15 protein-coding genes are annotated in these 17,971 nt (G+C 66.0%); 7 read left to right on the forward strand and 8 right to left on the reverse strand.

Annotation, left to right across the window (positions count from 1 at the left end; genetic code table 11):
• The first annotated feature begins 56 nt into the window (after positions 1–56).
• Positions 57–2,384 (forward strand): xanthine dehydrogenase family protein molybdopterin-binding subunit, encoded by a 2,328-nt coding sequence (locus J2R80_RS16370; RefSeq protein ID WP_253638889.1) that lies wholly within the window; start codon positions 57–59, stop codon positions 2,382–2,384.
• 123 nt (positions 2,385–2,507) lie between these two features.
• Here the strand turns inward: J2R80_RS16370 and J2R80_RS16375 are convergent, their stop codons facing one another.
• Genes J2R80_RS16375 through J2R80_RS16385 form a run of 3 tightly spaced genes read right to left on the reverse strand, consistent with a single transcriptional unit; the run spans position 2,508 to position 5,726 of the window.
• A complete protein-coding gene (locus J2R80_RS16375; protein ID WP_141342655.1) occupies positions 2,508–3,704 on the reverse strand; it encodes an acyl-CoA dehydrogenase family protein in 1,197 nt (398 codons plus the stop codon).
• Between the two features lie 13 nt (positions 3,705–3,717).
• Complete coding sequence (locus tag J2R80_RS16380; protein WP_253638890.1) at positions 3,718–4,863, reverse strand: acyl-CoA dehydrogenase family protein; 1,146 nt, start codon at positions 4,861–4,863, stop codon at positions 3,718–3,720.
• Positions 4,864–4,871: 8 nt separating this feature from the next.
• A complete protein-coding gene (locus J2R80_RS16385) occupies positions 4,872–5,726 on the reverse strand; it encodes an enoyl-CoA hydratase (protein ID WP_256527846.1) in 855 nt (284 codons plus the stop codon).
• A 160-nt stretch (positions 5,727–5,886) separates the two neighbouring features.
• Here J2R80_RS16385 and J2R80_RS16390 point away from each other — a divergent pair, with 160 nt between their 5' ends.
• The 3 genes from J2R80_RS16390 to J2R80_RS16400 are packed head-to-tail and all read left to right on the forward strand — an operon-like array spanning position 5,887 to position 7,917.
• Positions 5,887–6,504, forward strand: coding sequence for a LemA family protein (locus tag J2R80_RS16390; protein WP_253638891.1), 618 nt, complete (start codon positions 5,887–5,889; stop codon positions 6,502–6,504).
• A gap of 19 nt (positions 6,505–6,523) precedes the next feature.
• Positions 6,524–7,420, forward strand: a complete 897-nt coding sequence (locus J2R80_RS16395) for a YgcG family protein (protein WP_253638892.1) — start codon at positions 6,524–6,526, stop codon at positions 7,418–7,420.
• A 2-nt stretch (positions 7,421–7,422) separates the two neighbouring features.
• Entirely contained in the window at positions 7,423–7,917 is a 495-nt protein-coding gene (locus J2R80_RS16400) for a TPM domain-containing protein (RefSeq protein ID WP_253638893.1), read from the forward strand.
• Between the two features lie 198 nt (positions 7,918–8,115).
• On the opposite strand, the gene J2R80_RS16405 is transcribed toward J2R80_RS16400, so the two are convergent.
• From J2R80_RS16405 to J2R80_RS16415, 3 genes are all read right to left on the reverse strand, one after another.
• Positions 8,116–8,730, reverse strand: a complete 615-nt coding sequence (locus tag J2R80_RS16405) for a glutathione S-transferase family protein (RefSeq protein ID WP_168855761.1) — start codon at positions 8,728–8,730, stop codon at positions 8,116–8,118.
• A 139-nt stretch (positions 8,731–8,869) separates the two neighbouring features.
• On the reverse strand, positions 8,870–9,679 hold the full coding sequence (locus J2R80_RS16410; protein WP_057019263.1) for an MBL fold metallo-hydrolase: 810 nt from the start codon (positions 9,677–9,679) through the stop codon (positions 8,870–8,872).
• Positions 9,676–10,050 (reverse strand): Crp/Fnr family transcriptional regulator, encoded by a 375-nt coding sequence (locus tag J2R80_RS16415; protein WP_018273297.1) that lies wholly within the window; start codon positions 10,048–10,050, stop codon positions 9,676–9,678. Before J2R80_RS16415 ends, J2R80_RS16410 begins: the two co-directional genes overlap by 4 nt.
• 204 nt (positions 10,051–10,254) lie before the next feature.
• Between J2R80_RS16415 and J2R80_RS16420 the strand changes: the two genes are divergently transcribed.
• The 3 genes from J2R80_RS16420 to J2R80_RS16430 all read left to right on the forward strand — a co-directional run bounded on the left by J2R80_RS16420 (position 10,255) and on the right by J2R80_RS16430 (position 13,332).
• Positions 10,255–11,328: a hypothetical protein gene (locus tag J2R80_RS16420; RefSeq protein WP_253638894.1), complete on the forward strand. Its 1,074-nt coding sequence runs from the start codon at positions 10,255–10,257 to the stop codon at positions 11,326–11,328.
• Between the two features lie 193 nt (positions 11,329–11,521).
• Positions 11,522–13,069: a hypothetical protein gene (locus J2R80_RS16425; protein WP_253638895.1), complete on the forward strand. Its 1,548-nt coding sequence runs from the start codon at positions 11,522–11,524 to the stop codon at positions 13,067–13,069.
• Between the two features lie 98 nt (positions 13,070–13,167).
• Positions 13,168–13,332, forward strand: coding sequence for a hypothetical protein (locus tag J2R80_RS16430; RefSeq protein ID WP_168855758.1), 165 nt, complete (start codon positions 13,168–13,170; stop codon positions 13,330–13,332).
• A 153-nt stretch (positions 13,333–13,485) separates the two neighbouring features.
• On the opposite strand, the gene J2R80_RS16435 is transcribed toward J2R80_RS16430, so the two are convergent.
• Positions 13,486–14,691 (reverse strand): CaiB/BaiF CoA-transferase family protein, encoded by a 1,206-nt coding sequence (locus J2R80_RS16435; RefSeq protein ID WP_057019265.1) that lies wholly within the window; start codon positions 14,689–14,691, stop codon positions 13,486–13,488.
• A 171-nt stretch (positions 14,692–14,862) separates the two neighbouring features.
• Positions 14,863–17,871, reverse strand: a complete 3,009-nt coding sequence (gene putA / locus J2R80_RS16440) for a bifunctional proline dehydrogenase/L-glutamate gamma-semialdehyde dehydrogenase PutA (RefSeq protein WP_253638896.1) — start codon at positions 17,869–17,871, stop codon at positions 14,863–14,865.
• Positions 17,872–17,971: the final 100 nt, after the last annotated feature.

Below are 17,971 nucleotides of genomic sequence, written 5' to 3' on the forward strand. Positions count from 1 at the left end.
CGCTAAAACCCCCGCCAAATTCTCTGGAAATTCTTGGAAGCTCGAAGGACCCTCTGATGAACATTCTTCCCGGCAATATGCGTTTTGGTGCGGGCCAGCCAGTCAAGCGTCTGGAAGACCAGCGGCTGGTCACCGGGAAGGGTCATTTCATCGACGACAAGCCGCAGGACGGCGCGCTCTGGCTGCACGTGCTGCGCTCGCCGCACGCCCATGCCAACATCAAGTCGATCGACGCCAGGGCGGCGCTGGAGATGCCGGGCGTCAAGGCCGTCTATACCGGCGCCGACCTCGTCAAGGACGATATCGGCACGCTGCCGACGCTTGCGATCTTCAAGCGGCCCGACGGCTCGCCGATGACCGTGCCGCCACGGCGCCTGCTGGCGCATGATGTGGTGCGTTACGCGGGCGAGGGCGTCGCGGCTGTGGTCGCGACCTCGCGGGTGCTGGCGCAGACCGCGGCCGAGGCGATCGAGATCGATTACGAGGTGCTGCCCTCGGTGGTTGATCCGGTCGAGGCGATCAAGCCCGGTGCGCCGGCGGTCTGGCCGGAGGCGCCCGACAACATCGTGGCCGCGATGAGCTATGGCGATGCCGCCAAGGTCGAGGAAGCCTTCGCCAACGCCGCGCACAAGGTGTCGCTCGACCTGGTCAGCCAGCGCCTGGTGCCGTCGGCGATGGAGCCGCGCTCGACCATTGCCGAGATCGAGAAGAAGACCGGCCGGCTGATTCTGCACGTGCAGTCGCAGACTCCGGGTTCGACCCGCGACCTCTTGGCGGAATCGATCCTGAAGCGGCCGAAGGACAGCGTGCGCGTGCTGGTCGGCGACATCGGCGGCGGCTTCGGCCAGAAGACCAGCCTGTATCCGGAAGACGGCATCGTCGCCTATGCCGCGACCAAGCTGAACGAGAAGATCCGCTGGCGCGGCGACCGCACCGACGAGTTCGTCGGCGGCACCCATGGCCGCGACCTCACATCTACCGGCGAGTTCGCGCTCGACGCCAAGGGCCGCGTGCTGGCCTACCGGGTGCGCTCGATCGGCGGCACCGGGGCCTATTCGTCGGGCACCGCCAACATCATTCCGCTGGTGCTCGGCCCGTTCGTGCAGACCGGCGTATACGACCTGCCGCTGGTGCATTTCGAGGTGAAGTCGGTGATGACCCACACCGCGCCGGTCGGCGCCTATCGCGGCGCCGGCAGGCCCGAGGCGGTGTTCATCGTCGAGCGGCTGTTCGACGCCGCCGCGCGCCAGATCGGCATGGACCCGCGCACCATCCGTAAGGTCAACTACATCAAGCCGGCGCAGCTGCCCTACACCAATGCGGTCGGGCAGGTGTACGATTCCGGTGCCTTCGCGCACATGCTGGAGCGCGCGTCTGATTTGGCCGACTGGAACGGCTTTGCCGCACGCAAGAAGGCGGCGAAGAAGAAGGGCCTGCTCTACGGCCGCGGTCTCACCAGCTACATCGAATGGACCGGCGGCCGCGCCCACACCGAGAACGTCTCGCTGCACGCGACCGCCGAAGGCCGCGTCATCCTGCACTCCGGCACGATGGCGATGGGGCAGGGCCTCGCCACCACCTACACCCAGATGATCGCTGATACGCTCGGCATCGCGATGGACAAGATCGACGTGATCCAGGGCGACACGGACCTCGCCACGGGCTTCGGCAGCGTCGGCTCGCGTTCGCTGTTCGTCGGCGGCACCGCGGTTGCGGTCTCCACCAACGACATGATCAGCAAGGCGCGCGACAAGGCCTCCAATTTGCTGGAAGCCTCCGTTGAGGACATCGAGTATCGCGACGGCTTCCTCACCGTGGTCGGCACCGACAGGCGCATCAGCCTGTTCGAGATCGCGGCGAAGGAAAACGGCGCAAAGCTCTCGGTCGAGAGCGAGGGCAATGTCGACGGGCCGAGCTGGCCGAACGGCACGCATATCTGCGAGGTCGAGATCGATCCGGAGACCGGCGTCACGCGGGTGGTGCGCTACACCACGGTCGACGACGTCGGCGTCGCCGTCAATCCGATGCTGGTGACCGGGCAGGTGCATGGCGGCGTTGTCCAGGGCATCGGCCAGGCGCTGTACGAAGGTGTGGCCTATAGCGAGGAAGGCCAGCTGCTGACCGCGAGCTATCAGGACTATTGCATCCCGCGCGCGGATGACGTTCCGCCGATCACGGTGACGCTCGATGGCTCCGCGCCGTGCAAGACCAACCCGCTAGGCGCCAAGGGCTGCGGCGAGTCCGGCGCGATCGGCGGGCCGCCCTGCATCACCAACGGCGTGATGGATGCGCTGAGCGAGGTCGGAATCAAGCAGCTGAACACGCCGCTGACGCCGTCGAAGATCTGGCAGGCGATCCGCGACGCCAAGGCGACGGCCGTTTAGCCGTCATTCCGGGGCGACGCGCAGCGTCGAACCCGGAAGCTCGCGCCACAACATCGAGGTTCCCCGGTGCGCAATTGCGCACCGGAGGTTCATCGCTTTGCGATGCCCCGGAACGACGGTGCCCTACAGTCCCAGCACCATCTTCGCGATGATGTCGCGCTGGATTTCGGACGATCCGCCGAAGATCGTATAGGCGCGGCCGTTGAGATATTCCGGTACCACCGGCAGCAGTTCTTCGGGGATCGCCGGCTCGTGGTTGAGCCGGTAGAACGGCCGCGCCGGCTCGACGGCAAGCCCGTCCTGGCCGATCACGTCGACGCCGAGCCGCGTCACCGCCTGGCGGATCTCGCTGACCCTGAGCTTGATCAGCGACGACACCGCGCCCGGATTCTGCCCGGTCTGCAGCGCCGACAGCACCCTGAGCTCGGTCATCTCGAGCGCGTCGATATCGACCTCGACCTCCGACATCCGGATCGCAATATCGGGATCCTCGATGGCGCGGCCGGTGACCTCGGAGTCTGCGAGATCGGTGATCGTCTTCAGCGCCTCGCGCAGCTTGGCCGACGCGATGCCGGAGCCGCGCTCGAATTCGAGCAGATACTTGCCGTAGGTCCAGCCCTTGCCTTCCTCGCCGACGCGGTTGGCGACGGGCACGCGGACGTCGTCGAAGAACACCTGGTTGACCTCGTGGTCGCCGCCGATGGTCAGGATCGGGCGCGTGGTGATGCCCGGCGTCTTCATGTCGATCAGGATGAAGCTGATGCCGTCCTGCTGCCGCTCGCCGTCATTGGTGCGCACCAGCGCGAACATGCGGTTGGCGTGATGCGCATGCGTGGTCCAGATCTTGGTGCCGTTGATGATGTAGTCGTCGCCGTCGCGCACCGCGCGGGTCTTCAGCGAGGCGAGGTCGGAGCCCGAGCCCGGCTCGGAATAGCCCTGGCACCAGTAATCCTCGCCGGAGAGAATTCGCGGGAGGTAAAAGTTCTGCTGCTCGGGCGAGCCGAACCCGATGATGACGGGGCCGACCATCTTCACGCCCATCACGTTGACATTGGGCACGCCGGCGCGCGCGCATTCGGCCTCGAAGATCCAGCGCTGTGCCGGTGTCCAGTCCGGTCCGCCATGCTCCACCGGCCAGCCCGGCGCACCCCAGCCCTTCTTGTGCAGCGCGCGCTGCCAGGCCATGCCGATGTCGGGGTCGGAGAACACCGACGGCGTCAGCGCGGTGGCGCGCTTCATCTCCGGCGTCAGGCTGCCGGCAATGAAATCGCGGACTTCCTGCTCGAACGCGCGTTCCTCGGCACTGAAGGTGAGATCCATGGTGCGCTCTCCGTTAGGTGTGGGCGCGGCCGCTGAGCGCGGCGTGGCGGCGATAATGATGGGCGCTGTTGCCGAACAGCGTGTCGAAGGCGAGCAGCCGCTTGAAATAGGCGCCGATGTCGAGCTCCTCGGTGACGCCCATGGCGCCGTGCAGCTGCACCGCCTGCTCGGCGACGAAGCGCGCGCATTTGCCGATCTTCGCCTTGGCGCCGGACGCCGCACGGCTGCGGGCCACAGGCTCGGCATTGGCCATCAGCGCAGCGCGCAACGCCATCGAGCGCGCCTCGTCGACCTGCATCGCCACGTCGGCGAGGCGATGGCGGATCACCTGGTTGGCCGATAGCGGCCGGCCGAACTGCTTGCGGATCTTGGTATATTCGAGCGTGGTGTCGAGCAGCGTCTGCATGATGCCGACCGCCTCGGCGCCGAGCGCGGCCATCGCGCGGTCGACCACGGTTTCGATCGCGGGCAGCGCATCGCTGCCGTCGCCGAGCAGCGCATCGGCGGGCAACTGCACGTCCTTCAGATCAAAATTACAGCCGCGCCCGCCGCCGAGCCGCGCGTAGTCGCGCAGAGTGAGCCCGGGCGTCCCCGCCGGCACCAGGAACAGGCCAAGCTTGCCGGATGCACCATTGGCGTTGGCGATACGGGCCGAGACGATGATCTGGTCGGCTGCCGCGCCGTCGAGCACGGCGATCTTGCTGCCATTCAGGCGCCAACCGTCGGCCGTCTTGCCGGCCGTGGTGTCGACATGAGCGAGATCGAAGCGCGCGGCGCGCTCGGAATGCGCGAAGGTGAGCGTAAGCTTGCCCTCGGCAACATCAGGCAGGATCGCCTGCTTCTGCGCCTCGGTGCCGCATTCGGCGACCAGCGCGGCACTGATCACGACCGTGGAGAGGAACGGCTCGGACACCAGCCCGCGGCCGAATGCTTCCATCAACAGTCCGATCTCGATCGCGCCGCCGCCGAGCCCGCCATGGGCTTCGCTGATCGGCAGCGCCAGCCAGCCGAGCTCGGCGAACTGTTTCCAGATCGCGGGCGAATAGCCCAGCGGATCGTTCGCCGCTTTCTTGCGATGCTCGGGGCTGAAGGTTTCCGCCACGAAGCGGTCGGCACTTTCGCGCAGCAGGCGCTGCTCGTCGCTGAGGGTGAGGTCCATCTGGCTTGCTATACGTTGGCGGTTTTCTTGACGGAGGGATGCAGGCCCGCGGGGTCCACCACCATGCCGAATTCCTGAAGGTTGTGGGCGTGGCAGAGCTGATGCAGCGCGAAGGCCTGATCGATCGCGGCCGGCTGTCCCATGATGTCGATGGAGCGGTTCACCGCCTCCTTGGAAAGCTTCAGCGCAAAGGCGGGCTTTGCGGCGATCCGCCGCGCCAGCGCCAGCGTGAAGGACGAGAGATCGCCGCGCGGCACCACGTGATTGACCATGCCGAGGCGATGCGCCTCGTCGGCACTCCAGACATCGGCGGTGAACAGCATCTCCTTGGCCTTGCGCGCGCCGAGCTCCCAGGGATGCACAAACCACTCGACGCCGCAGACGCCCATCGTCACCACGGGGTCGCAGAACTCGGCATCGTTGCTGGCAACGATCAGGTCGCAGGCCCAGGCCAGCATCAGTCCGCCGGCAATGCACTTGCCGTGCACTTCGGCGATCGTCGGTTTTGCGAGATTGCGCCAGCGCCTTGTGATCTGCAGGTAGATCTCCTGCTCGCGCGCGAAGCGGCCATGGGCGTTGGGCTCGGCGAAGCCGCCCCAATTTCCGACTGGCGGGAAATCGGCGCCGGCCTGGTTCTTGGCCCCTGGCCGCAGATCGTGACCGGCCGAGAAATGCGGGCCGTTGCCGGCGAGGATGATGACCTTGACCGCGTCGTCCTGCACCGCTCGGTCGAAGGCGGCGTTGAGGTCGTAGGTCATTTGCAGGTTCTGGGCGTTGCGGGCCTCGGGGCGGTTCATCACGATCCGCGCAATCGCGGGCTCGGGCCGTTCGACAACAATCGTCTCGAATTGTTCAGACGCCAATGGATCCTCCCGCGATCGATTTTTTCGCCATGATGAACGGCGCGGGCAGGGATAGGCAAGCGTCATCATCCGCAAAAGAGGCCGCGAAATCCGCCGCACGGGATTATCCGGCGAAAATCTGTTACGCTGACGCAGAATCCACCGGGGGAGGACCATCTTCATGCGCAAGCTTTGGACCGTGCTCGCAGCGCTGGCGACATTGAGCCTGACCAACTGCGGCTACAACGCGATCCAGACCAGTGACGAGCAGGTGAAGTCGAGCTGGTCGGAGGTGGTGAATCAGTACCAGCGGCGCGCCGATCTCGTGCCCAACCTGGTCAACTCCGTGAAAGGCTTTGCGCAGCAGGAGAAGGACGTGCTGCTCGGCGTCACCAACGCGCGCGCCAAGGTCGGCAGCATCCAGGCAACGCCCGAGGTGCTCAACGACCCGGCCGCGTTCCAGAAGTTCACACAGGCGCAGGGAGAATTGACCAGCGCGCTGTCGCGGCTGCTGGTCGTCACCGAAAACTATCCGCAGCTGAAATCGGACGCGCTGTTCCGCGACCTGATGGCGCAGCTCGAGGGCACCGAGAACCGCATCACGGTGGCGCGCAATCGCTACATCAAGGCAGTGCAGGACTACAATGTCGGCATCCGCACCTTCCCGAACAATCTGACCGCGACGGCGTTCGGCTACAAGGAGAAGCCCAACTTCACGGTCGACAATGAAAAGGAAATATCGACCGCGCCGAAGGTCGATTTCAATAATCCGTCACCGGCCCCCGCGCCGTCGAAATAGCGCCGGCGCGCGCATCGCGATGACCGCCGCACGCGTCATCCTGCTCGCCTTCCTGCTGGGCTTCGTGTGCCCGGCGTGGGCCGAGGTCGCGGTGCCTCCGCTCACCGGCCGCGTCGTTGACCAGACCGGGACGCTGTCGGCGAGCGATGTCGCGACGCTGACCGACCGGCTGAAGGATCTGGGGGCCCGCAAGGGCAGCCAGATCGCGGTCTTGATCGTGCCGACCACGGGCGAGGAAACCATCGAGCAATTCTCGATCCGCGTGGCCGAGGCCTGGAAGATCGGGCGCAAGAAGGTCGACGACGGTGCGCTCCTTGTCGTCGCCAAGAACGACCGGCACCTGCGCATCGAGGTCGGCTATGGCCTCGAAGGCGTGCTGAGCGATGCCGTCACCCATCGCATCATCGACGAAGACATCACGCCGAAATTCAAGGCCGGCGATTTCGCCGGCGGCATCTCGGCCGGCGTCGACCGGATGATCCGCCTGATCAATGGCGAGCAATTGCCGGCGCCGGAGCCCGAGCATTGGCAAGGGCCGAACCTGGTCGACTTCGCCAATCCGGTGACGATCTTTATCGTCATCATCGTGGCCGGCGTGTTGCGCGGGATACTGGGGCGGTTGTTGGGCTCGGTCGCGACCGGCGGTGTCGTCGGCGTCTTCACCTGGATGGTAGCCGGCTCGCTCGCCACGGCGCTGGTGGTCGGCCTGTTCGCCGCCGTCGCGGCGCTGATCTTCGGCGGATTGAACTTCGGCGGTCCGACGGCAGGCTCGGGACCGTACCGGCGCGGCGGCGGTTATTCCGGCGGCTGGTCCGGCGGCGGGGGCTGGAGCAGCGGCTCGAGCTCGAGCGATAGCGGCGGCTTCAGCGGCGGAGGCGGCAGCTTCGGCGGCGGCGGCGCCTCGGGGAGCTGGTAGGCATGGGCATCAAGCGCATCGGCAAGCATCTGCTCGAACACCCCTGGCGGGTGCGGCGTGATTTTCCGCCGCGCGTGCTCGACGCCATCGAGCGAGCGATCAAGGCCGGCGAGGCCACTCATTCCGGCCAGATTCGTTTCGTCGTCGAGGGCGCGCTCGACGGTGTGCCGCTGTTCCGCAATCAGCCTGCGCGGGAGCGTGCGCTCGACGTGTTCTCGCATTTGCGGATCTGGGATACCGATCACAACAATGGCGTTCTGATCTATCTGTTGCTCGCCGACCGCGACGTCGAGATCGTCGCCGACCGCGGCATCGACGCGAAGGTCGGCCATGCCGGCTGGGAGGCGATCTGCCGCACGATGGAAACGGATTTCCGGGCCGGCCGGTTCGAGCAGGGCGTGATCAAGGGGATCGAGGCGGTGTCGCGCGAGCTGGCAAAGCATTTCCCGCCTCCCGCCGGCCCGAATGAGCTGCCGGACAAGCCGGTGGTGATTTAGGGACTGAGTGGTCGGGTGCTCTTCATCCTCCCCTGGAGGGGGAGGATCGACGCGAATGCAATGAGCGGCGAGGTGGGGTGAAGGTCTCTCCGCGTGAACGCTACCCGAGGGGAGAGATTACCCCACCTCGGTTCGCATTGCGCTACGCTTCATGCGAACCGATCCTCCTCCTCGAGGGGAGGATAAGACGACCGCCTTTTACGCCTTCACCGATGGCCGCGCGCCGACGCGGTTGAACCAGGCGACGATGTTGGCGTTCGCCTGGTCCAGCGGCTGGCCGACCTGGTTGCCGAAATCGAGCCAGCAATAGAGCAGCATGTCGGCGAGCGTGAAGCGCTTGCCGCAGATGTAGTCGCGGCCGTCGGCCATCTGGTCGTTCAGCCATTTGATGCGGTTGGCGGCGATCATCTTCAGGCCGGGCGAGGCTTCGGGCGCAACGGGAATGCGCCTCTCGAAGAATTTCAGCGCTTCGCCGAAGCGGTAGCCGTTGGCAAGCGGCTCGGCGATATTGAGATCGACGCGGCGCGTCCACATCCGGCATTCCGCGCGCTCTTCCGGCGTGGTGCCGATCATCGCGGGCGAGGGATGCTTCTCCTCGAGATATTCGCAGATCGCCGTGATCTCGGAGAGGTAGTTGCCGCAGTCGAGCTCGAGCGCCGGCATCTGGCCGTGCGGATTGCGCTTCAGGTGTTCCGTCTCGCGGTTCTCGCCCTTGCGCAGGTCGACGGCCTGTTTGGGTATCTCGATGCCCTTCTCCGCCATGAACATGCGCACGATGCGCGGATTGGGTCCGATCGAGTCGTAAAGCTTCATGATCCTCGCTCCCTGTTTCTTCAACGTTGTTGTTGCCGCTGTTGAACAGACCGGGCGCGGATTTGTCAAATGTGAAGGCGCTCGGTCGCCCGAACGTCATTGCGACCCGTTGGCTCGCAACGACGGGGAGGAACTGAGCTCAATCGTCGAGCTTGTTGAGGTCGCGCACCGACTGCATGATCGGCTCGAAATTCGAGCGCGCATCGAGTGCATCGAACAGTTGCGCGGTGTCCTCGAGCAGGCCGTGCGAGCGCTGCAGCGCGATCCGCACATCGTCCTGCGGCGTGTCGGACAGCCGGCCATGTCCCGACAGCAGGATCTTCGAGTTGAGGCCCTTCAGCCGCTCCAGCGACTGGATATAGTCGGCGATCGAGCCGGAGCCGAACACGCCGCCCATCACGCCGCCGGGCATCAGCGTGTCGGCGGCGAACAGCAGGCCCTTGTCCTGGTCGAACAGCGTGATGCAGGCCGAGGTGTGGCCGGGCGTGTACATCACGTTGAGGCGAAAATTGCCGAGGTCGATCAGGTTGCCTTCCTCGAGCCAGATGTCGATATCGATCGGCACGTTCGGCTCGTTGAACATCTTGCGCAGCATCGAGAAATCGTCGCGCAGCATGATCTTGTTGGCGGCGAGCCGGTGCGCGGCGACGTAGGCGCTGCCGTGGAAATGGTACGCCGCGCCGATGTGGTCGAGATGCTCATGGCTCAGCACCACCATGTCGACCATCTCGGGCGTCACCCCAAGATGGTTGAGACAGGCGACGAGCGACGGATAATTGCTCGACAGTCCGACGTCGATCATGATGGTCCGTTTGCTGCCGCGCACCAGATAGGCGTTCGCCGCACGGTTCTTGAAGCGGATCTGATAGACGTCGTCGGCGGCCTGGATCAGCGTTGCGACCTCGGCGTCGAACAGCGTCTTGAACGGGCTTGGCTTGCGGTCGCTCATGGGGTTGCCGCCGTCCGGTAAGTGACCGCGTTGGATGCGCGCAGGCGCTTCGAGAGCGCATCCATCACCATCAGCGCGAACGCCGGCTGCTGGCTGACCAGATAGACGAAGCGGGCGTGGTTGATCCGCATCACCCGCGTTGCGGGCGCGGAGGCGATGGCGGTCGCCGAGCGCGCCGAGCCGTCGATCACGGCCATCTCGCCGAAGAACTCGCCCTTGCCGAGGCTGACGATAACAGTCTTGTTTCCGCGATCGATCTTGGCGATGTCGACCTTGCCGTCGAGCACGACAAACAGCTCGCGGCCGGTCGAGCCTTCCTCAAAGATGACGTCATCGACACCAAATTCCTTGATGCATTTCTCGATCGTCATGGCGCTCTCCTGCCTTCTGGCTGGAAGATGACGGTATGTTAATCGGGAAAGCGCCGCGCGCAAACGGAAGCGGCGCAGATTGCCGCAGGGCAGCATCGCCCAAATCCGGCCCGGAAAACTCCCTAAAATTTAGGTAATGGCGGAACGGGGTAACCATTTCGCAAGCAATAAAAGTTACCGAATTGTCAACCTAGTCTGGAGACTTTGAACGTGAGTGAGCAGCAGAGCGAGCCGGTCAGCGGTCAAACCGGCGCCGAAATGGCGGCGAAAAGCGAGCCCGTGATGGCCGCGACCGGTGTCGAAGCTACCCGGCTTGCGCCCGAGCAGGAAGAGACGTCGCCAAAGGCGGACGCGCCCCGGATGGACGCGCCCAAGGTTGAACCCTCGAAGGTTGAGCCGCCCAAGATCGACCCCAAGATCGAGTCCATGATCGAGCCGAAGGTCGAGGCCAAGGTCGAGCCGACCAATATGGACGTGCCCAAGGTCGAGACCGGCAAGCGGGAAGAGCCGCATTTTCCGGGCAAGCTGATGATCATGGCGCCGGGTGACCGCACCTGGGACCATGAGGCGACCGCATCCAGGCCAGGCGCCGAACAGGCGGCCAAGGCGGCAGGCAAGCCGGCCGGCACGCGCCGGATCGGCGCGATGGCCGCGGTGATCGCGCTGGCGACCGTGGCCGGCGCCATCGGCGGTGCGCTCGCGACCGCGGGGCTCGGCCATCTCGCCGCCCCCGCTGCTGCCTCCGTCAGGGATGTGGCTGCCAAGGACGCCGCCGCCAACAAGGAGGCGGCCGATGCCGCGCTCGCCCGGATCGAATCCGAGGTCGCCGCGCTGAAGGCCAGCGTCGAGCAGACCGCCAGGGCCGGCCAGGCCCAGGTCAGCAAGACCAATGACCGGATCGAGAAGGTCGAGAAGGCCCAGGCCGAGCCGATGGCCAAGCTCAACAAGCTCAGCGAGGCGGTCGACAAGCTCCGCGCCGCGCCGCAGACCACCGTCGCCGCGGCGACGCCCGCCCGCGAGGTCACGGGCTCGATCACCCCGGCGACTGCCGCGGCGGCGCCGGCCGCCCCCAGGCCCGAGGTCGGCCGCCTGCCGGTGGTCGACGGCTGGTCGCTGCGCGACGTCGGCAATGGCGGCGCGCTGATCGAAGGCCGCGGCGGCATCTACGAGGTTTACGCCGGCGACCCCGTCCCCGGTCTCGGCCGCGTCGATGCCATCCGCAAGCAGGACGGCCGTTGGGTGGTCGTCACCAGCAAGGGCCTGATCGTTTTGCGCTAGAGCATTTTCGGTTCTGACTGAATCAGAACCGAAGCTCCAGCTCGTCGTTTGGACGCGTTTTCTTCACGCGAACCGGGGTCCACTTCGCTCGAAAACGCTATCATCTCCGCAACACGACAACACCAGGGCGCTTCACCACGATGTGAAGCGCCTTTTTTCTTGAATAGGGTTTGCCGCGCGGTGTTAGTGGGGCATGAGCCGCGCGCTGAAATGCCTTCTGGTGATGTCCGTTCTGCTCTGCGGCGCCGCGCCTGCACGTGCCGCCGAGGATCGCGCGCTCGAGCGCGGCACGGCGGTGATCGATCCCGCCACCCTGCGCGAGTTCGACCACGGCCGCTTCAGCCTCGGCCGGATGCTCGCGCCGGAGCGTTCCGCCGATACGCCGCTGTCCAACCGTGATCTGTTCGGGCTCGCCGTGATGGTTCCGGTGCGCGAGGCGCTGGATCGCGAGTTCGATCGCTATGTTGCAAAGCATAAAGCAAGCCTGCCGAATGAGAGCATTGGCGTCGGCGACGGCTTTGCGTTTCAGCTGTTCGACCGCGCGCTGCTCGAGTCCCCCGATGTTCGGTTCGTGCTTGCCGGCATCGTCAACCGCATGGACCGCGCCTATGTGGCGCCGAAACATTGCGGCGAGATCCGGTTGATCTACCGGCTGACCCGTACCGATGTGCCGCCGATCGGCGAGAACGCGGTGTCGCAGCGGCTGCCGATGACGCTGAACCTCGTGCTGAAGGCGAAAGGCGACGGCAACGACGCATCGCTCGGCTGCCACGAAATCGCGCGGCGCTGGCTCGCGACCGGCAGCGCGCCGGCGGCGATGGAGAAACTGTCCGGCAAGGACGGTCCGCTCGACCTGATCGACGCGCGCAATATCGATCGCATCGAGACCAATCTGCAGATCGCGCACGCGCCGAAATCCGCCGTGCGCGATTTCCGCACCGACTATCTGCTCAAAGTGTTCGATTATGACGGCGCGGCAAAGCGGTTTGCCGAAGCGCCGCTGGAGAACCAGATCGATCGCGACCGCATTCTGGCGGACGGGGCACTGAGGCGCGACTTCAAGGCGTGGCTGCTTGACCCCAAGCATTTTGCCGAGCTCGATCGCGGCACCTTGCTGATCCCCGATCGCTTCCTCGCGACCGCAGCAGTCGCGCCAACGCCGACCGGTTTCGATGTCAGCGAGCTGGAGCCCGAGTTCGGCATGGTGCAGGGCGAGGGCACGGCCGGCAATGCGGTGTTCTCCGATGGTGACGTCGTCGGCGCCCTGCAGAAGGCTGCGGCCGACGGAACGAAGCTGCAGAACATCCAGTCGCCGGCCGGCTTCGAGCGGCGCCTCAACGATGTCACTTGCGCGGGCTGCCACCAGACCCGCGGCATCGGCGGCTTCCATTTCCCCGGCGTCGACTGGATGGCGGCAAAGCCGTCGAACTCCACCGTGGTGCCGGCCTCGCCGCATTTCTTCGGCGACCAGCCTCGCCGCCGCGATATCCTCGCAAGCTTCCGCGACGGCAAGGCGCCGGACTTTTCGCGCGGCTTCTCCAACCGGCCGCAGCTGCGCGGCAGCGCGGAACTTGCCGGCACCGAATACAGCGACGGCTGGGGCGCGCATTGCTATCTGCCGGGCGCGAGGCCCGCCGAGACCGACCGCAGCTTCCGCGGCTGGACCTGCGCCGACGGCCTTGCCTGCCAGGTGGCCGGGAAGGCCTCGCGCATCGGCATGTGCTTCGTGAAGGGCCGGTGATTTCCGCCGGAACCGGAGCGGCTGCGCGTCATTATTCGATGCTACATTCCACGTCGCGACCATGCCCCGAACAGCCAGCCTTGAGCGGAGACCGGCCGATGAGTGCTCCCGAGGACGACAAGCAGCGCGACCGCGAGATTGCGGCCAACGAGGCCGAGCGTCAGGCGGTCAGCGCCGTCCGCGTCAGCAGCTGGGCGATCGGGCTCGCGGTCATCCTCGGCATCATCGTTGTGGTCCTGGTCTGGGCCTGGATGAAAAGATAGCTTCCTAGGCGTTGGATGCCTGCGATGGAATGCTCGCTGACCTCGTAGCCCGGATGGAGCGAAGCGAAATCCGGGATTGCGTGATCCGATTGCGAGACTTGTCCCGGATTTCGCTTCGCTCCATCCGGGCTACTCACGAAGGTGGTTAGTTCGCTACGCCACCGCGCCCGACGCGCGCAGCTTCTGGATCGTGGCCTCGTCGTAGCCGGCCTGGCGCAGGATCTCGTCGGAATGCTCGCCGACCTCGGGCGGTTTGCGCGGCTGCACCTTCCTCGCGCCGTCGATGAAGATCGGGCTGTTGACGGTCAGCATGGTGTCGTTCTCGAAGCGCACCAGCACCTCGTTCTCGATCATCTGCTTGTCGTTCGGGATGTCGTCGAGGATGCCGACGACGCCGAACACGAGACCGTTGCCATCGAGTATCTTGCGCCATTCGGCGAGGTCCTTGCCGGCGAACACCTCGTCGAAGATCTTGATCAGCTCGACCGAGCGCGCATGGCGGTCCGCCTTGGTGGCGAAGCGCGGATCGGCGACGAGATCCTCGCGGCCCATGCAGCGCGCCAGCGTTGGCCATTGCCGGTCTTCGTTGAGCAGCGACAGGATCAGCCAGCGGCCGTCCTTGCACTTATAGTGGTTGGTGACCGCGTTCAGCGCCTCCTCGCGCGGCTTGCGCTTCTTGAACTTGGCGCCGGCGAGCTTGGCCTGCGCCAGCACGCCATTGGCCCAGACGCCGTTGGCCATCAGATTGGTCGAGACGTGCGAGCCCTTGCCGGTCTTCTCGCGCTGGAACAGCGCGGTGACGATCGCGCCGTAGAACGCCATCGCGCAGGGGTGATCGCCCATGCCGGCGACGGAACGGGCCGGCGTGGTCTCCTCGTCGGCGCGCACCAGATCCATCAGGCCGGAGCGGGCCCAATAGGCGTTGGAGTCGAAGCCGGGCTTGTTGGCCTCTTCGCCCTTCTCGCCATAGCCGGTGAAGGACGCGTAGATCAGCCGGTCGTTGAGATGGGCAAGATGGTCGTAGGTGATGCCGAGCTTTGCGCGCACCTGCGGCGGCATGTTGGTGATGAACACGTCGGCCTCGGCGACGAGCTTGTACAGCACCTGCTGCGCGTCAGGCTTGGTGAGGTCGAGCGCGAGGCTCTTCTTGTTGCGGGCCTCCAGCATCCACGCGAAATTGTGCTCGCTCGATGGATAGCCGGGCAGATTGGGCAGATTGCGATAGGGATCGCCGGCGCCGGGCGGCTCGATCTTGATGACGTCGGCGCCGAAGTCGGACAGCACGGTGGCGGCCGCGGGTGCCGCGATGAAGCTCGCGCAGTCCAGGACCTTGAGCCCGTCAAAAATGCCTTTTTCCATCGTGCCGTCGCTCCCGTGGCGCTTGTTGGTGTTTTTCCGGTAGCTGGAATTATCGCAAGCAATGATCCCGATCGGACCGCCATTTGACCCATCTGGGGGGCACGATGCAACCAAGTCATTCCGGACCTGGCGCCCATGCACCATGCTGGAATGACATGTCGGTGATGAGTATTACTCCACCCCCGCCATCAGCGCCGCATTGCCGCCCGCGGCGGCGGTGTTGATGGTGATCGTCTGCTCGGTGGCGAAGCGCGCGAGGTAATGCGGGCCGCCGGCCTTGGGGCCGGTGCCGGACAGGCCGCTGCCGCCGAACGGCTGCACGCCGACCACCGCGCCGATCATGTTGCGGTTGACATAGATATTGCCGACCTGGAGGCGGTCGATCACGTGCTCGATCGTGTCGTCGATGCGGGAATGGATGCCGAGCGTCAGCCCGAACCCGGTCGCCTCGATCGCACTCAGCACCTCGCCGAGCTTGTCGGCGCGGTAGCGCACCACATGCAGGATCGGGCCGAACACCTCTTCCTTCAATTGCCCGGCCGCCGACAGTTCGAAGATGTGCGGCGCGACGAAATTACCTGATGGCGCCTCGCCGGCGAGATGCACGCGCGCCTCCTGCTTCATTTGCGCGATATGCGCATCGAGCCGCTGCTTGGCGTCGGCATCGATCACCGGTCCGATATGCGTCGACGGTTCGGAGGGATCGCCGATCTTCAATTCGCGCGCGGCGCCCGCGATCATCTCGATCATGCGGTCCGCGACGTCGTCCTGTACGAACAACAGCCGCAGCGCCGAGCAGCGCTGGCCGGCGGAGCGGAACGCCGAGGTCACGACGTCGTCGGCGACCTGCTCGGGCAGCGCGGTGGCATCGACGATCATGGCATTGATGCCGCCGGTTTCCGCGATCAGCGGCACGATCGGGCCGTCCTTGGCGGCGAGCGTGCGGTTGATCGACCGCGCGACCTCCGTCGAGCCGGTGAAGACGACCCCGGCGATGGTGGGATGCGCCACCAGCGCGGCGCCGACCGCGCCGTCGCCCTGGATCAGATGCAGCGCCGATGGCGGCACGCCGGCCTGATGCAGCATGGCAACGGCTTCGGCTGCGATGCGCGGCGTCTGCTCGGCCGGCTTTGCGATCACCGCATTGCCCGCCATCAATGCCGCCGTCACCTGGCCGAGGAAGATCGCGAGCGGGAAATTCCACGGCGAGATCGCGACGAACGCGCCGCGGCCGTGCAGCTCCAGCACATTGCTTTCGCCGGTCGGGCCCGGCATCGTCTCGCCTTCGCCGAACAGCTCTTGCCCCAGCGCGGCATAGTAGCGGCAGAAGTCGATCGCCTCGCGCACTTCCGATAGCGCATCATCGAGCGTCTTGCCGCCCTCGCTTTGCAGCAGAGCGAGGAAGTGTGCGCGGCGCTGCTCGAGCAGCTCCGCGGCCTTGTCCAGGATCGCCGCACGCTTTATGGCCGGCGTGGCGTTCCAGGCCTTGAAGCCGCGGCGCGCCGCGGCAACGGCGGCATTCGCCTGCTCGGTGGTTGATGGCGTGACGGAAGGCGAAGCCTTCCGTTCGGCCGCGATCGCCGACGTCAGCGCGCCGAGCGCCTTGCGTTCGCCGAATTCGGTGCCGTGCGAGTTCTCGCGCTGCGGCCAATAAAGCTCGGCCGGCAACGGAATCGCGGAGTGCGACGCCTTGTCGTCGGTGCCGACGATCTCGGCCGGGCGGCGCAGCAGGTCCACGATGGACACGCGATTGTCGGCGGCCAGCGCCACGAAGGACGAGTTGGCGCCGTTCTCGAGCAGCCGCCGCACCAGATAGGCGAGCAGGTCGCGGTGGCTGCCGACCGGCGCATAGGTGCGGTGGGCGATCTCGGGCCTGTCCTCGCCGAGCTGGGCGTAGAGCGCTTCGCCCATGCCGTGCAGCCGCTGGAATTCGAAGCTTGAGGGATCGTCGGCGAGTTCGAGGATGGTTGCGACCGTCAGCGCGTTGTGGGTGGCGAATTGCGGAAACAGCCGAGGCCGCAGCGCCAGCAGCTTGCGCGCGCAGGCGACGTAGTTCAGGTCGGTCATCGCCTTGCGGGTGAACACCGGATAGCCGTCGAGCCCGCGCTCCTGCGCGCGCTTGATCTCGGTGTCCCAATAGGCGCCCTTGACCAGGCGCACCATCATCCTGCGATCCAGCGCACGCGTCAGCGCATCGACATAGTCGATGACGTCGGCGGCGCGCTTCTGATAGGCTTGGATCGCGAGGCCAAAGCCGCTCCAGCCGGCGAGCGAGGGGTCGGCGAATGCGGCGGCGATGACGTCGAGCGACAGCTCCAGCCGGTCGGCCTCCTCGGCATCGACGGTGAAGTTGAGGTCGAACGCCTTGGCGCGGCGCGCGAGATCGATCAGCTGCGGCACCAGCTCGGTCATCACCCGCGTGTGGCTCACCGCCTCGAAGCGTGGGTGCAACGCGGAGAGTTTCACCGAGATGCCGGGCCGGTCGGGCAGGGGTTGATCGCCGGCCGCCTTGCCGATCGCATCGATGGCGCGGGCGTAGGATTCGAAATAGCGATGGGCATCGTCGGCGGTGCGCGCACCCTCGCCGAGCATGTCGAACGAATAGCGCGAGCCGCGCGCCGTGTGCGATTGCGCGCGCGACAGCGCCGCCTCGATGGTCTCGCCGAGCACGAAATGGCTACCCATCAGCCGCATCGCCTGCCGTGTCGCGGCGCGCACCGCTGGCGCACCGAGTCGCTTCGTCAGCCGCCCGATCGTGCCCTGCGGCGTCTCGCCGGGCTGGATCACGCGCGCCGACATGCCGAGCGCCCAGGCCGAGGCGTTGACCAGGAACGCGCTCGATCTGGTCTCGTGGTTGACGAAGTCGCCCTGACCGAGCTTGTCCTCGATGAACTGGTCGGCGGTGCGCGCGTCCGGGACCCGCAGCAGCGCCTCCGCCAGCACCATCAGCGCCAGCCCTTCCTTGGTTGACAGCGCGAACTCCCGCAACATGTCCTCGACCCCGCCAAGCGGATCGTCGTTGGCCCGGATTGCCTCGATCAGGCGGGTTGCCGTGCGATCGATCCGTGCCTCCGCCTCCGCGCCGAGCGTCGCGTCCTGGCGCAGGCGGGCGGCGATGGCGCTGTCGTCTGGCGCATACGGCGCGCTGAACGGGGGCGGGAGCGGCAACGGGTCTGGCATGGCGGTTCCTTGAGATTGTGTGGGAACACGTACGCGCTAGTGAACCGTAGTTCGATAGACAAATTAGCAGATTTGCCTTAGAAAATCAGGATCAATTCGA

The organism is Bradyrhizobium sp. USDA 4541, from assembly GCF_024171085.1.
GTDB classification, from domain to species: domain Bacteria; phylum Pseudomonadota; class Alphaproteobacteria; order Rhizobiales; family Xanthobacteraceae; genus Bradyrhizobium; species Bradyrhizobium australafricanum.

Excerpts from the sequence above, each read along its gene's own strand:
- J2R80_RS16370 (WP_253638889.1), top strand. The coding sequence starts at position 57 with ATGAACATTCTTCCCGGCAATATGCGTTTTGGTGCGGGCCAGCCAGTC.
- J2R80_RS16375 (WP_141342655.1), bottom strand. The coding sequence starts at position 3,704 with ATGGATCTCACCTTCAGTGCCGAGGAACGCGCGTTCGAGCAGGAAGTC.
- J2R80_RS16380 (WP_253638890.1), bottom strand. The coding sequence starts at position 4,863 with ATGGACCTCACCCTCAGCGACGAGCAGCGCCTGCTGCGCGAAAGTGCC.
- J2R80_RS16390 (WP_253638891.1), top strand. The coding sequence starts at position 5,887 with ATGCGCAAGCTTTGGACCGTGCTCGCAGCGCTGGCGACATTGAGCCTG.
- J2R80_RS16395 (WP_253638892.1), top strand. The coding sequence starts at position 6,524 with ATGACCGCCGCACGCGTCATCCTGCTCGCCTTCCTGCTGGGCTTCGTG.
- J2R80_RS16400 (WP_253638893.1), top strand. The coding sequence starts at position 7,423 with ATGGGCATCAAGCGCATCGGCAAGCATCTGCTCGAACACCCCTGGCGG.
- J2R80_RS16405 (WP_168855761.1), bottom strand. The coding sequence starts at position 8,730 with ATGAAGCTTTACGACTCGATCGGACCCAATCCGCGCATCGTGCGCATG.
- J2R80_RS16410 (WP_057019263.1), bottom strand. The coding sequence starts at position 9,679 with ATGAGCGACCGCAAGCCAAGCCCGTTCAAGACGCTGTTCGACGCCGAG.
- J2R80_RS16415 (WP_018273297.1), bottom strand. The coding sequence starts at position 10,050 with ATGACGATCGAGAAATGCATCAAGGAATTTGGTGTCGATGACGTCATC.
- J2R80_RS16425 (WP_253638895.1), top strand. The coding sequence starts at position 11,522 with ATGAGCCGCGCGCTGAAATGCCTTCTGGTGATGTCCGTTCTGCTCTGC.
- J2R80_RS16430 (WP_168855758.1), top strand. The coding sequence starts at position 13,168 with ATGAGTGCTCCCGAGGACGACAAGCAGCGCGACCGCGAGATTGCGGCC.
- J2R80_RS16435 (WP_057019265.1), bottom strand. The coding sequence starts at position 14,691 with ATGGAAAAAGGCATTTTTGACGGGCTCAAGGTCCTGGACTGCGCGAGC.
- putA (WP_253638896.1), bottom strand. The coding sequence starts at position 17,871 with ATGCCAGACCCGTTGCCGCTCCCGCCCCCGTTCAGCGCGCCGTATGCG.